Origin of the sequence: Sphingobacterium haloxyli (assembly GCF_002980525.1) — a bacterium.
GTDB lineage: Bacteria > Bacteroidota > Bacteroidia > Sphingobacteriales > Sphingobacteriaceae > Sphingobacterium > Sphingobacterium haloxyli.
The window spans coordinates 403,514-419,515 of the sequence record NZ_PVBQ01000002.1; the positions used below are offsets into that span (position 1 = coordinate 403,514).

General features: G+C 44.5%; 9 protein-coding genes. All 9 read left to right on the top strand.

Annotated elements, in window-relative coordinates:
• Positions 1 to 80 precede the first annotated feature (80 nt).
• The 9 genes from C5745_RS03535 to C5745_RS03575 all read left to right on the top strand — a co-directional run bounded on the left by C5745_RS03535 (position 81) and on the right by C5745_RS03575 (position 15,999).
• Positions 81 to 683, top strand: a complete 603-nt coding sequence (locus C5745_RS03535) for an RNA polymerase sigma factor (protein WP_105715582.1) — start codon at positions 81 to 83, stop codon at positions 681 to 683.
• Between the two features lie 103 nt (positions 684 to 786).
• Positions 787 to 1,983, top strand: coding sequence for a FecR family protein (locus C5745_RS03540; RefSeq protein ID WP_165793008.1), 1,197 nt, complete (start codon positions 787 to 789; stop codon positions 1,981 to 1,983).
• 151 nt (positions 1,984 to 2,134) lie between these two features.
• Positions 2,135 to 5,572: a TonB-dependent receptor gene (locus C5745_RS03545; RefSeq protein WP_105715584.1), complete on the top strand. Its 3,438-nt coding sequence runs from the start codon at positions 2,135 to 2,137 to the stop codon at positions 5,570 to 5,572.
• 7 nt (positions 5,573 to 5,579) lie between these two features.
• Positions 5,580 to 7,325: a RagB/SusD family nutrient uptake outer membrane protein gene (locus C5745_RS03550; RefSeq protein WP_105715585.1), complete on the top strand. Its 1,746-nt coding sequence runs from the start codon at positions 5,580 to 5,582 to the stop codon at positions 7,323 to 7,325.
• A gap of 33 nt (positions 7,326 to 7,358) precedes the next feature.
• Positions 7,359 to 8,036, top strand: a complete 678-nt coding sequence (locus tag C5745_RS03555; protein ID WP_105715586.1) for an SGNH/GDSL hydrolase family protein — start codon at positions 7,359 to 7,361, stop codon at positions 8,034 to 8,036.
• An 11-nt stretch (positions 8,037 to 8,047) separates the two neighbouring features.
• Positions 8,048 to 9,694 (top strand): FAD-dependent oxidoreductase, encoded by a 1,647-nt coding sequence (locus C5745_RS03560; RefSeq protein WP_105715587.1) that lies wholly within the window; start codon positions 8,048 to 8,050, stop codon positions 9,692 to 9,694.
• 49 nt (positions 9,695 to 9,743) lie between these two features.
• Positions 9,744 to 10,277 carry a gluconate 2-dehydrogenase subunit 3 family protein gene (locus tag C5745_RS03565; protein ID WP_243403239.1) on the top strand — a complete coding sequence of 178 codons (534 nt, stop codon included), beginning with the start codon at positions 9,744 to 9,746 and terminating at the stop codon, positions 10,275 to 10,277.
• 193 nt (positions 10,278 to 10,470) lie between these two features.
• Positions 10,471 to 12,189 carry a GMC oxidoreductase gene (locus C5745_RS03570; RefSeq protein ID WP_105715588.1) on the top strand — a complete coding sequence of 573 codons (1,719 nt, stop codon included), beginning with the start codon at positions 10,471 to 10,473 and terminating at the stop codon, positions 12,187 to 12,189.
• A 636-nt stretch (positions 12,190 to 12,825) separates the two neighbouring features.
• Positions 12,826 to 15,999: a SusC/RagA family TonB-linked outer membrane protein gene (locus tag C5745_RS03575; protein ID WP_207795705.1), complete on the top strand. Its 3,174-nt coding sequence runs from the start codon at positions 12,826 to 12,828 to the stop codon at positions 15,997 to 15,999.
• Positions 16,000 to 16,002: the final 3 nt, after the last annotated feature.

The window sequence follows — 16,002 nt, forward strand, 5'->3', positions numbered from 1 at the left end:
TACCTTCATACATACAAAAGAAGATGGTAATATTATAAATCAACAGGCATAATCACATACTGTTATATTGACGGGGAGATATGACGAATTTAAAAAATCATACCGATGAAGCATTGGTTATCTTATTGAATAATGATAACGAAGCCGCTTTCATGGAGATCTATGACAGGTATAAAAATCAACTTGCTTCTCATCTGGTTCGGCTGTTACGTTCTTATGAGCTAGCGGAAGAGGTATTGCAGGACGTGTTTATCATGTTATGGGAAAAACGTAACGAGATGGATGCTTCGAAATCGGTTCCTGCTTACCTGTATCGGAGTGCACTGAATAAGAGTAAGAATATGTTCCGAAAAATCGCGAATGACAATCGTCTTCGGGAAGAGTTTTTATTGCACTTTAAGGTGTCAAGCAGTAATTCCGTAGACGAGTGGATAGATAGCAAGGAGGTTAAACAGTTGCTTAATAGTTTGTTAGATCGATTGCCGCCTCAACAAAAAAAAGTTTATATGTTATGTAAGTTGGATGGCTTGAGTTATAAAGAAGTGAGCGAACAGTTACAAATATCCGTAACGACGGTGAACAGCCATATTAGAAATGCGAATCTATTCTTAAAAAGTGAATTAAAGAACCAATCTGAACTTTCCGGCTTTTTATATACCGCCCTTATTCTTCTTCTTTTTTAATTTTTTTTTAGCTGATCTATAGTGTTTTATAAAGAATAGACTATTTCCATTGCTTGCTTTTTTCATTTCAGGTGTAATGTATAAAGTTAACCGAAATGTTATAATGGGAAAAAGCCGATACGACATTGAGATACTATGTAGAAAATATATAGACCGTTCTATTTCTGAAGAGGAAGTAGCAGAAATGCTCGACTATTTTAAAGATCATGGTATCCCAGATAAATTTGACCATCTTTTAGGCGTAGAATTTTCCAAAGCCGTGGAATCAACTAACCCAACCGAGCAAATAGAGCACCTAACCGATAAAGTCAAATTAAATTTGAAGAACCATGTCGCATCGAAAAAGAAATCAGATTTGTATCGTTGGCTACCTTATGTTGCTGCCGTATTAATATTCGGCACGGTAGGGGTTTCCTGGTTTGTATTCTCGCCGAAAGCGAATGATACGATTGTCTCTGAAATCAATATTATGCCCGGAGGAAATAAAGCAACAATAACACTTGCTGACGGTAGGGTACTAGCCCTGGACGAAAGTCGTGAAGGCATTATTATTGAGGGGCAGGAAGTCACCTATAATGATGGTACCTCTACTGTTTTAGCATTGGAATCATCTTCTCCTCAAATGTTGACCCTAAGTACACCTCGCGGAGGAACCTATAAAGTTACACTGGCCGACGGATCCATGGTCTGGTTGAATGCCGAGTCAACACTAAAATACCCTTCCCATTTCGCTAAAGGAGAGCGTGTTGTCGAATTGGCGGGAGAGGCTTATTTCGATGTAAAACGTGTACAAACCGATAACTCGGCTGCGCACTTTAAACCATTTAAAGTCGTTAGCGCCAACCAAACGATTACCGTTTTAGGTACGGAATTTAATATTTCGGCTTATCACGATGAGGAGGAAACGAAGACCACCTTGGTGGATGGTAAAGTTCGTGTCGAAACACGTCGATTTGGTGAGGAGATGACACTTCTTCCAGGTGAACAGGGAAAGAATGGGAAGAATGGACTAGAAAAAAATAAAGTGGATGTATACGATTATATAGACTGGAAGAACGGCGAATTTGTATTCCGCAACGAGACTGCAACAGAAGTATTGCAACGCATAGCACGCTGGTATGATATTGCGATTGATTATAAGGACTATGTACCTTCTGATGAGGTTTTCTCGGGCAGTATCTCACGGAATAGTAATCTACAGACAGTCTTGAACATTTTGCGAGAAGCAGGCGATGTTACATTTGAAGTCAAAGATCGGACGGTTGCTGTCCGTAACAAGGTTAAAAATACACTCCAATAAATCCTAAAAAGCTCATGTTATGATTTAGCGACGAGATGAACAAAAAAAACCGAAAGTGCGACCAACACTTTCGGCAATATCTGCTAGGCAGAAAATGTTCAGGACAACTTGTAAATCTATAGTTATTCAATTGAACCAAACATTATTGTAAATGTACGAAAAAATTACTTTCACCCTGAATTGGGTGCTAAAAAGACAGGTGCTTATGCGCATGCAGCTTACGCTAACAATCATTATCTTCTTCGCCATGCAGGTGGGGGCAAATAGTGTCGCACAGCACTATGTCACCCTCCAACAGCAGGATATTTCCCTAAAGGAAGTTTTTAAGGAAATTAAGAAGCAAACCGACCTCACCGTTTTCTATTCGGCGAAGCGACTGAATGATTCCCGCAAGGTCAACACAAATTTTAAGAATACCTCCTTGGAAGCCGTATTACGCGAATGTCTTCGGGGATTATCCCTGACGTATGTTATTATGGATAAAACGATCGTCTTGAAAGAGAAGGAAACGAAAATAACAACACGTAATAACACACAGTTAAATAACCGCCCGGTAACTTCTGTTTCTCAATCTCAACAGCATATCGTAACAGGTGTGATTCGCGATGTAAACGGAGTCCCGTTGACAGGGGTTTCTGTCTCGGTTACAGGAACGGCCTCTACCGTAGCTACTTCCGAAAATGGTTCTTATCATATCATTGCGAAACCGGACGCAACCCTTGTGTTTTATTCAGTAGGTTTTGCACGTAAGGAAGAAAGTATTCGTGGTAGATCTGTTATTGATATAACCTTGGAGCAAGAAATCAGTGATTTGGATGAAGTGGTAGTGGTGGGGTACGGCGCGGTGAAGAAATCTGATTTAACGGGGGCCGTCAACGTAATCGACGAACAAACCATCCGCAATACACCCGCCGCAAACATTGCAATGGCCCTGCAAGGGGCAGGATCTGGTGTGAACATACAGCGTAGCGGAGGATCAACACACCCGGCACATACGCCTGAGATCCGTATCCGCGGAACGCGATCGATCGCTGCTGGCAATGACCCTCTTTTGGTTGTGGACGGTATTCCTTACGATTTAGGTATGATGAATAATATTTCACCAGATGATATCACTTCGGTTACTGTGCTTAAGGATGCTTCGTCAACAGCGATCTATGGTTCGCGGGGAGCCAATGGCGTTATATTGATGACGACCAAGCGCGGAGTAGAAGGGGCGAGGGCTACAGTTACCTATAGCGGATATATTGGAATCAACAAGCCGTTAGGGTTTTATGATCTTATGAATGCGGATGAATATATGGAACTACGGAAATGGGCCATGTACAATCGGTACAAAAATTCGGACGGCTACACCGGCATCGACGACCCCAGGGTATTAGAACGGGTATTCGAAGGAGGGCTTGACGGAGAAACGGACGGCTATAAAAATGGCGTGTATACCGACTGGCAGAAGGAGTTGTATGACAAGGATCCAACAATCACCAATCACCAGGTAGGCATAGCGGGCGGATCTAAAAATACCCAGTATGCCGCATCATTGGGATATTATAAAGCGACAGGTATATACGACTTACAGTCGATGGAACGCACAACTCAGAAATTATCTGTGGATCATACCATAAACAAATACTTAAAAATAGGGATCAACACATTGAACACCTACTATATAAGCAGAGGAGAAAGCCTCAACCCAATGGGCGACGCTTTAAGGTTGAGTCCATTGCTCACGCCATTGATGGACGATGGATCAATACGGGAGAAAGTACATCCGAATGATCTGATGAGCAACCCGCTAATGGATCTGCGTGAGGGAGCTATCCAAGACGATCGCAAACGATTATCGACCTTTACAACCGGCTATCTGGATGTGGACCTCACGCATGGCTTTAAGTACAGGCTTAATGCGGGTGTCCAGTTATCGCAGACCACATTGCAACGCTACTATCAGCAAGGAACAAGCAAGCGTCGCCAGTCATCGAATTATGGCTATAACGAATCAGCTTCACTTATAGACTATACCATTGAAAACCTGTTGACGTATGATAAAAAAGTAGAGAAGCATAATTTTAATGTTACGGCGTTGTTTAGTGCTGGAGAAAGGGAATCACAGAATTTTGACCTGAACTATGAAAATGTACCGACCAATCAAGTAGGTTACTACAATCCGGGTACGGCTGAAAACCATAAAGGAGGGGGAAACTACAGCAAGTGGAGCATGCTTTCTTACATGGGGCGTCTTAATTATGATTATGACCAACGTTATTATCTGACGACGACACTCCGTGCCGATGGCTCTTCACGTCTGGCTAAAGGTAATAAGTGGCATTATTTCCCTTCTGCTGCCTTTGCGTGGAATATAGGAAACGAACAGTTTATGGATAGAACCTCTTCTATATTGTCTCAGTTGAAACTGCGTCTCAGTTATGGGGAAGTAGGTAACACCAACGTGGCTCCCTATGACACGCAGGGTAATATGAGCAGCAATAGGTATATCTTTGGGTCACAGGGGGTGCTTGGATATTATCCGACTGCCGCCTCCAACAGCGAACTAAAGTGGGAACGTACAGCCAGTTATAATGCGGGTATAGATTTTGGTTTTTTGGATAATCGGATTACTGGTTCGATGGAAGTGTACAAACAGTACTCCAACAATTTGATGATGAGTTTCACTCCTCCTGCAACGAGTGGCGTCAGTACCGCAATCCCCTACAATGTAGGTAAAACAGAAAATGTGGGATTTGAGACGAATGTCCGTATGCATGTTTTCAATGGCGACGGTAGGAATAAATTCCAGTGGACGACCGATTTAAATATCTACTTTAACGGGAATAAAGTCGTTCAACTTACCGAAGGAGCAGATCAACTGATTTCTGACAACCTCTTTGTCGGTCATCCGCTGGGATCTTTCTACGAATATGTAGGATTGGGTATCTGGCAAGATACGCCCGAAGACAGGGCGCTTGCCGAAAGCTTCGGACTTCAAACCTCGGGTGATGAGTCCGTAATAGGAACAATTAAAGTGGACGACATCAGTGGACCCAATGGTGAACCCGATGGCATCATCAACGATTATGACCGGAAAGTATTGGGAAGTCATCAGGCCAACTTTGAAGGCGGATGGACAAACACACTAGCCTATAAGAATTTCGACTTAACGGTGGTTATGAATTTTCGACAGGGAGGTTTACTGAGGTCTGAACTCTATGGCGGCGGACAAAATTCGCTGATAGGAGGTTATTACAACAACCTGGATGTTGACTATTGGACGCCGGAAAAAACAGATGCGCGCTGGCCAGCCCCAAATAATAGGGTGCAGAACATACCTTATAAGGGAACACTTACGTTATTCGATGCGTCATACCTTAAGATACGGACACTGACTTTGGGTTATACGTTGCCCGATAAACTTCTTAGCTCAGTCGGTTTAAGTCGGGCTCGTATATACGCAACAGCGACAAATCCGTTTACCTTCTTCTCCGAATATGTAAACAAATATAAGGGGCTTGACCCGGAGACCAACCGGGTGATGAATACGGTAATTCCTCCCTCATGGCAAATGTTATTCGGTATCAATGTAACTTTCTAATTAAGACATGAAAAATATAATATGTTTATTAGTATGCCTTCCGTTACTTTTCGTTACGGGATGCGCTGATTTTCTGGAAGAAGAGAATCACTCGAAAATGACACCCGAGTCGTTTAATACACCACAGGGGTTTGAACTTGGGTTGAACGGTGTATATGGCGGAATGAGAGCTTTTTACGGACCAATCAGTTCTATTCATATGTTAACTGTAGCCGGAACGGATGAATTCTATAGCCGTGCTTCGGGCGATATTTATAATTTTGGAAATTATACTGCAAACTTCAAACCTAGTTCGGACTATATTTATTCCTATTGGAGATCTTCGTATACGTTGATTAATACGTGCAATGGTCTGGTACACTTTGGTGAAGACATGACGGGCATTACCGAAACTAAAAAAACAACCATGTTGGCAGAAGCCAGGTTCTTTAGGGCGTTGCTTTATTTCCGTTTGGTGCAATTTTTTGGCGATGTAACATTGAACCGTACCTATAATGATGGAATTGTAAAAGAGGCTAAGCGTGACCCGATAGCCGATGTATACGACTTTGTTATCGAAGACCTGTTATATTGTACAACCCCTGGTAATTTGCCTTCCGGGCCAAAAGATACCAGTCCGGGGCGTGTTACACAAGCGTTAGCCCGCCATTTGTTGGCAAAAGTGTATCTTACACGAGGATGGAGTAGTGCATCCCAATCTACCGATTTCCAGAATGCATACGAAATAGCGACCGAACTGATTCAGGATAGCGGCCAAACAGGGGTTACACTTATGCCAAGATATGCCGATATCCATAAACTAGGCAATGAAAATAACCAGGAGATACTCTATAATGTACAGATGACAGATGATCCGATTTACGGTGTGCCGCAAGCAGATGCGAACATCAATCATCTGAGCCATGTTTTTGTCGGGGGTTATTTTAATTTCAATGGTAGCGGTAATGTTCAACAAATAGAAGATGGACGCGTGTACGCGCGATATCACGGAACAAGCTGGCTATATAATGAAGCTTTCGGCGATATAGGTAAAGACTCGCGCTATTATGCTACTTTCCAAAGCGAGTGGACGGCCCCAGTTGATTTTCAGAATAAAACACAGGAGTTTTATGTGGGTAATAATAAGTATTCTGCCGTTAGAAGTGGAACAAAAGGAGACCTTGCAGGTTATCTTCCCGGCAAAAATATGACCAAAGAGGAAATAGAGGCGGCGAATTACTATATACTTACTCCCGAAAACTACACCGATCCATCGTTTCCCACAATGAAGAAGTTTCTAGATCCAAATCGTGCGAGTCTCTCGTTCGACTCGCAACGTTCAATCATCGTATATCGTTTGGCCGAAACATACCTTATAGCTGCTGAGGCTGCTTTTAAACTCGGTAATAATTCTACCAGCAATGGTGCGGCTTATTACATTAACGAACTTCGCAAAAGAGCTGCCTCGACAGAAGAATATGTGGATGACCTAATGATTACGGCCGCCGATATAACTATTGATTATATCCTGGATGAAAGAACACGCGAGCTTTGTGGAGAACAGTTACGCTGGCTCGACCTTGTTCGCACACAAAAATTGGTTGAGCGCGTGCGGAAGCATGGGTTCTTCACTACAAAATGGACAAATCACACCCTTCCTAAAGATAATATACAGGATTTCCATGTGTTACGACCAATTCCGCAGAAGCAAATCGAGTCGGTCATTGCAGGAGATCCGTATCCACAACAGCCTGATGGGTGGGATAATATGTAATAATAGAGATGATGTTAAAACAAAAATAAATAGATGAAACTAATCGGGATAATTTGCAGTCTGCTGCTATCTCTTTCTGCTTTTTGTCAATCTCGCTTGATAGAACAATTGAAAAACGGTAAAGCACAACATATCGTCGTGTATGGCACCAGTCTGTCCAGTGGAGGAAGCGGAAAGGCATGGATGGATGTGGTTTCAGCACGTATAGAAGACCGGTTTGGAGACAACCTCGTCAGCTATACGCTTGCTGGTAAGGGCGGAATGTGGTCGGTTTGGGGCGTAAAAAATTTCGAAGATAGTGTCATTGCCAAAAAGCCAGATGCGGTGTTTATTGAGTTTGGTATGAATGACGCTTTTCAGAAATATGAAACAACTGTCGAATTAGCTAAGTTGAATTTAGTATATATGATTGACCGGATTAGACTCTACAATGATTCCTGTGATATCTTTTTGCAGGTGATGAATATGCCTATAGGTAAGTCAGCAAGCTTCCGCCCTCATCTCGATGATTATTACGCGATGTATCGGGAAACAGCGCAAGAGAAAAAGGTAACGCTGATCGATCATTACCCCAACTGGCAAATTATATTAGATAGAGGAGAAGACATCTTTAGACAGTACGTTCCGGATGGATTACATCCCAACAGGAAAGGTGGGGAAGAAATTATCGCACCGAAGATAGTGGAAATTTTGAACCTAAATATAAAATAAAAATAGAAAGCATGAGGAAAACACTATTAGCTGTGGTTATCATAGGGTTGCTTGTTTCTTGTAACCAATTGCACTCAAATGAGTATCAAGCGGACGTTATTATCTACGGGGGCACGTCTGCTGCCATTACGTCGGCTGTACAGGCAAAACAATCTGGAAAATCCGTCATTGTCGTATCGCCGGACAAACATTTGGGTGGGCTATCGTCGGGGGGACTCGGATTTACGGACACAGGCGATAAATCTGTTATCGGAGGGTTAGCACGTGATTTCTATCATAGAATATATCAACACTACCAAGATAGCGCGGCGTGGCATTGGCAGAAGCAAGCGGAATATGGGAATACCGGACAAGGTACCCCCGCGATAGATGGCGATGCTCGCACGATGTGGATTTTCGAACCACATGTTGCAGAGCAAGTATTCGAGGATTATGTGAAGGAATATGAGCTGGAGGTTTGGCGTGAGGAATGGCTGGACAGAGCGAACGGTGTAATGAAAGAAGGAGATCGTATCGTGTCTATTACCACGCTCAGTGGCAAGACCTACAAAGGGAAGATGTTTATCGATGCCACCTATGAGGGCGATTTGATGGCTGCTGCAGGTGTGAGCTACCATGTGGGACGCGAGGCAAACGGTGTCTATGGTGAGAAATGGAATGGTGTACAAACGGGCGTATTACACCACGACCACTGGTTTAAGAATGATATCAGCCCTTATGTCGTGCCAGGCGATAGCACGAGCGGGCTATTATATGGAGTTTCTGCTGAAGATCCGGGCGTTTACGGAGAAGGCGATCATCGTTTGCAAGCCTATTGTTTCCGAATGTGCCTAAGTAACCATCCCGATAACCGGATACCTTTTCCTAAGCCTGGCAATTATAATGCAGATAACTACGAGCTATTGGCTCGGGTTTTTGCTTCAGGCTGGCGAGAAACCTTTCGGAAGTTTGATCCGATACCTAACCGCAAGACGGATACCAACAACCATGGGCCATTTAGCACGGATTTTATCGGTATGAATTACGATTATCCTGAAGCGAGTTACGAACGTCGTAAAGAGATTATCAAAGAACATGAAGATTATCAAAAAGGATTGCTGTATTTCATGGCTAACGATGTGAAAGTGCCGTCCGATGTGCGGGAAGAAATGGCGCAATGGGGATTAGCAAAAGATGAATTTACAGACAACGGCCACTGGCCTCATCAGCTTTACATTAGAGAGGCGCGTCGGATGGTGGGGCAGCACGTCATGACAGAACATGATACGTTTAGCGAAAGTGAGATTGCTGATCCCGTGGGAATGGGATCTTATGCGCTGGACTCACATAACGTACAGCGCTATGTGAAGGCCGACGGTTATGTACAGAACGAAGGGGATATTGGCGTAAAGCCAAAGAAAGGGCCTTATAAAATAGCCTATGGCTCCCTGGTGCCTAAAAAAGATGAGTGTACAAACTTGCTTGTTCCGGTATGTGTTTCTAGCTCCCATATCGCTTTTGGAAGTATCCGTATGGAACCCGTGTTCATGATATTAGGACAAAGTGCGGCTTTAGCGGCGTCTTTGGCGATTGACAACGGTGTAGGTGTGCAGGACGTTTCCTATGATGCGCTGCAAAAGTTACTAATAGAAAATAAACAGGTATTGTCAAAACCATAATCATTATATTTACGCTTTGGAGCTATCCAACATTAGATTTTTAAAACTCATGAATGTAGACGTGATCAATAGAAGAGCCGCAATTCGTAGATTGTTATTCATCGCTGGGGGAACGCTTCTGCTCCCCGCCTGTTATCGGCAGTCGGGCCAAGCTACGATCGAGTTATCGAATCTAGAGATTGATGAGGAACAGGAGAATTTACTGGCTGAATTGGTAGAAACGATCATTCCTTCGTCTGATACATCTGGGGGTAAAGAATTATTGCTTCACCTTTTTGTTTTGAAGATGGTGGATGACTGCCATAGCCCCGAAGATCAAAAAGCTTTTACCGCGGGACTGGCTTCTTTTTCTACCTATGTCCGTGAGCAAACGGGGGAAGACTTTATGAAGTTGGGAGTCGATAAGCGCGTCGCTTTCTTAGCGTCGTTACAGGAAACAGAAAATGAAGAAGTAAAACGATTTTATGCGATGACCAAGCGTCGAACCATCCAGGGTTATACGAATTCGAAATATGTGATGACAGACCTGAAAAAATACGAGCTTGTCCCTGGACGATATAATGGCTATTTTAAAATGGCCTGATCGCCTATAGCAGTCAGGGATTAGTTTCGGTGCTCCCCCTTGGATACGTATGAGCAACCTAGGGACGTGAGCGAAGCGAGTGTTCCAGTTGCGACGCGTGCCAAAGGGGCAAACTGAAAACATATGAAATTTTTGGAAGCGAAAGCGCGGCTATAGCGATGGTTAAAAAGAAAATTTAGAGAGAGAATACGTAATGGCAAACTTAAATATAGATAGTGTGAAGACACGCACATTTGATGCGATTGTCATTGGTTCGGGAGCAAGTGGCGGGTGGGCAGCAAAAGAGTTTACGGAGCGAGGCCTCCAAACACTAGTTCTCGAACGAGGACGTGATGTGGCACATGTCAAAGACTACCCGACGACGAACCTCTATCCGTACGAACTCGAACACCGCGGGGAGACGACATATGCCGATAAGCAAGCAAACCCTATTGCCAACAGGTGTTATGCATACAGAGAGGACTCACAACATTTCTTCGTGAAAGATGAAGAACATCCCTATGTTCAAGAGAAGGATTTCGATTGGATCCGCGGGTATCAGGTAGGTGGGAAATCGCTTTTATGGGCAAGACAGACCCAGCGCTGGAGCGAATATGACTTCGAAGGACCTGCTCGTGATGGCTTTGGGGTAGATTGGCCTGTCCGGTATAAGGATATTGATCCGTGGTACAGTTATGTAGAGCGCTTCGTGGGCATCGCAGGTAATAAAGATGGGTTGTATACGCTTCCAGACGGTGATTTTTTGCCGGGTTATCCGCTGAATGCAGTGGAAGATTATTTCCGTCAATCGGTCAATCAACATTTTAAAGGGCGGCATGTCATCAGCGCGCGATGTGCACATCTTTCTGAACCGCAACCCATTCATATTCAACAGGGACGTGTAAAATGTCAGCACCGTCTGTTGTGCCAGCGCGGCTGCCCTTTTGGGGGTTATTTCAGTAGCAATGCGTCTACCATTCCATGGGCGCAAAAAACCGGAAACCTAACGCTTCGGCCGCATTCTGTGGTACATTCTATCTTGTATGACCAAGAAACGGGAAAAGCGACAGGTGTGAAGGTTATCGACACGGAATCGCTGGAGGAAATAGATTTCTTTGCCAACGTGATTTTTGTTAACGCTTCGGCTTTGAATACGAATCTTATTCTGCTGAATTCCAAATCCGATCGTTTTCCGGACGGCTTGGGAAATGATAACGGATTACTAGGGAAATATGTCGCTTTCCATAACTATACGGCCCGTATCAGCGCCGAATACGATGGTCTGTTGGAATACCGGACGGACGGGCGAAACCCTGCCGGAGGAGGATATATCCCCAACTTCCGCAATGTGGACCATCAGGAAACAGACTTTTTACGTGGATGGGCCGCGGCCTTCGGGGCCAGCCGATCGCAGGTTCGGGACACCAATGGCGTCGGCGATGCGCTCAAGAATGCGCTACTAGACGATTCCAAATGGAGCAACTGGCGCATACATTCCCACATGATGGCAGAGACGATTCCGAAAGAAAATAACCGCGTTTGGCTCGATACGGATAAAACAGATAAATGGGGCGTGCCGCTCTTGCATATCGCTGTAGATTATGCTGAAGATGACTGGCAAAGACGTAAAGACTATTATGAGCAGATGACTGCTATGTATGAGGTTGCCGGTTTTACAAATATCCGGACGTCGGATGATGGTCGCCGCCCTGGAAATGATATACATGAGATGGGAGGCGTTCGGATGGGGCACGATGAGAAGACTTCGCTACTGAATAAATGGAACCAATTACATCTTTGCAAAAACGTGTATGTCACCGATGGTGCGTGTATGACATCAACGGCGACACAAAACCCAACATTGACTTATATGGCACTTACGGCGCGGGCGGTTGACCATGCGGTGAAGTCGCTGAAAAATGGGGATTTGTAAAAGGTAAGCTCATTCAACCAGTTCTATTATCTCTATTATCTCGCGGATTTAAATCACAAATCTCGACAGAACGGGAGGCGCCCCCCTATTTTCCCGTATTTCGTTTGTATTTATATTGATTGCACTAAGCAAAGCAATTCTACTTGCGTAGAGAGCTTTATCGACGGGGGTGTAAGAAAGATAGGGAATTCGCTTTTAAACCTGCTACTCGCAAGCTGGGATCCGCTGCGCTTTGCTTGCCGCTCCTAGGCTTGCTCCCTAGCAGGTTTAAAACACCCATTGAAGAACATGGAGGCATCGGCTCCTTTGGGTAGACTTTAACAACCTAGGACGTGGGAGTGGGCATTCCCGCTGCGATGTGTTCCGAAGGAGCACACTGAAAACGTACCAAACCTTTTAAAAACGAAAGCCGTAATAAGAACGAGACAAAATGGATATTTTTTGAATCAAAAAGTAAAGTTTAAGATAAATATTTTTCTGTAATTGCCTCTGTTATCATTAACACTTAACCATATAAACAAATGAGAAAAATAGATCCACGCTGTTATGAAATAGCATGATGAATTAACATCAGAAACTTATCAGAGAACTTAATGTACGGCGTCATCGCCGCTTAAAAACTTAACGAACTATTGTATGAAGCATTTCGCAATTATGTTAGTCTTGTTTCCGTACCTCTTTGTGTCACAGTCTTTCTCTAAAGAAAACGGTTCGCCCGTTACGGCAAGCGAACAACGCAACATCAGGTTAAACGTTGGAGGGGCACAGGAGCTAATTCCTATTACAGGTTCAGTAACCGATGTTAATGGAAACCCAATTAGTAATGTATCTGTACAAGAAAAAGGAACCAATACCGGCACAGTAACAGCAATAGATGGAAGCTATGCCATTAATGTGAGCAATGGCGCCGCGACGCTGATATTTACATATGTAGGATATGAGGTGCAGGAAATCGTGGTGGAGAACAAGCCTACCATAGATGTGGTGCTCTTGGTAAACGAAAGTGAACTGGACGAAGTTGTTGTCATTGGTTACCAATCCATACGTAAAAAGGATCTGACGGGTGCTGCTACGTTAGTGAACACGAGAAATACAGATACGAAGGTCGCAAGATCTCTTCCAGAAGCCCTGCAGGGGCAGTCCTCGGGAGTGGTGGTGAGAAACTCCGGAGGGCCTGGTCAGGGTGCCGTTGTCAACATCAGGGGCTTAAGCACCTTATATGGCAATGCTAGTCCTTTGTATGTAATAGACGGGATGCTCTCAGATCCTAATGTAACTATTAATACAAATGACATTGAAAGTATTCAGGTGTTGAAAGACGCTTCAGCAGCTGCTATCTATGGAGCTAGATCCGCCAACGGCGTGATCATTATCACCACTAAGAAGGGCAAGATAGGCGCTCCAATGGCGGTGAACGCTTCTGCAAGATATAGCGTGGTGAATCTGCCAGAAATGTACGATATGATGAGCGGGCCGGAATATGTGGCCATGAACAGGCAAGCTTATGAAAATGCGGGATATACACAGCAGGCGGCAGTAGCCAATTATGACGGTACGGATGTGGATTGGGCAGACGAACTTTTCCGCACAGGAGCTATCCAAGATTACAGCGTCTCTTTATCCGGTGGAGGCAATGGGTCTAAGTACTTCATGTCCGGTGCTTACTTCAACGATGTAGGTACGGTGATTGAGCGGAAATTTGACCGGGCAGCATTGCGCATCAATACCGAAACCTCAAGAGGTCGCTTTCGGGTAGGTGAAAATATCCTGATATCGTCGACGCATGGTCGTGCGCCCTTTTCTGGGGGTGCCTTCGGGGGGAACCCCTTCTACGATGCATTCAGTATGCTCCCTATTATTCCAATTCAGCGTCCTGATTTTGTAAGCGATGCCAACCCTGGTGGTTGGGGTATCGGCTCAGATTACGCTCGAACGTATTCCAGAAACCAACTCGCGCAGGCTTACATTACCAACTCCACCTATAATTACGTCAAGCTGATGGGAAATGTATACGGAGAGGCAGATATTACCGACTGGCTGACATATCGCTTAAATGCCGGTTTAGAGACCAGTTTCGACAAGAGTACCAACTTACGAGGCCGAGGAATATGGTATTGGAATCAGATTAACGCACCAACAAGAATAGATGAAGAGCGCTCACAGTTTTTAAGCTACTTGTTTGAGCATACACTGAATTTTAACAAAACTTTCGACAAGCATCAGCTGAACGGTGTGGTAGGTTACACACAACAAACCATCGGTAGGGAAGGCATCGGTGCGGGGAAAACAGATTTGCTTGAAGCTGGAGATATCTATTTCACCACGATCAACTCGGCTACCGGAGAAAATACTTCTTCCGGTAGCAGGGGCAGGAATTTTATTGACTCTTGGTTAGGACGGCTCAACTATACTTTTGATGACCGTTACTTAGCTACCTTTACTTTCCGGTCTGATAAGGACTCCAGATTCTCTAGAAATTACCGTACAGGGTTTTTCCCTTCAGGGGCTTTAGCCTGGCGGATTAGTAATGAGCGGTTTTTCGATGTCGATTGGGTGTCTGAATTAAAATTACGAGGTTCGTACGGACTGCTTGGCGCCGCTAATTTGTCAAATTACCAATATATCGGCTTGATTAATCAGGCTCCACGAGCGATATTCGGGACGGATGAGCAGATCGCTCATGTAGGCGCTACACAGGTAAGGCTGGTGGATCCCAATCTGCGATGGGAAGAGAAAGCTACATTGAACCTGGGTTTTGATGCCTCTTTGTTCAACAGGCAGCTGGATGTCTCTTTTAATGTGTTCAGGTCGGTGACATCCGATGTGCTGCTTTACCTGCCAATTCCTGGCTATATCGGCAGTTTGGGCGGAGATATATTTACCAATATGGGCTCCATTGAAAACAAAGGGGTGGAACTCGAATTGACTTATCGACCGCAGTCTCAGAATGAAAGTGGTTTCCAATGGGATATTAGTGGAAACATCAGCTTTATCCGTAACAACGTGCTATCATTGGGCAATCTTGGCATTGACCCCGCAACCGGTCTCGCTCGGAACTATATTCAATCGGGCAATACGCGCACACAAGTGGGACGTTCGATCGGTGAATATTATGTCATATTAACCGATGGTATCTTTCAGAACCAAGCTGAAATTGATGAACATCGGGCGCAGGCTGGTATTGCCAAGCCCGGCGACATCCGGTACATTAACTTACAGGATATGGGAACCGGAAACGATATCAACTCTGAAGACCGGACATTTGCCGGTACCCCCTGGCCTGTATTTACGTCCGGCCTGATGTTCAACGGATATTACAGAAACTTCACACTAAATTTACAGCTTTATGGTGTGTATGGCACGAAGCTCTATAACGACATGCGCCGTGACTTTGACGGCATGGGGTATTCCAACTACCGGAAAGGAATTATGCCTTGGACTGCTGAAAACCCTACGGATTTTCCCCGTCTAGGCGTATCTTACACCAGCAATACACCGGGCGATCGGGGAGTTGACCAGGGTATTCAATCCAATGTACGGGGCGATACCAACAGATGGCTGGAAAATGGATCCTACCTGCGGTTGAGTAATGTACAGCTGGGATATAATTTGCCGCAGCGCCTATTGCAAAAGTGGCATATACCTTCCTTACAAGTGTACGTCAGCGGTCAGAATTTACTTACGATAACAAATTATTCGGGACTCGATCCGGATGTGGTGGGTGCTAATGCAAACCTAGAGCCCGGCGTGGACGTTGGAGGTTGGCCACCCAACCGTATTGTATCATTTGGTATAGCATTAGGCTTGTGATTA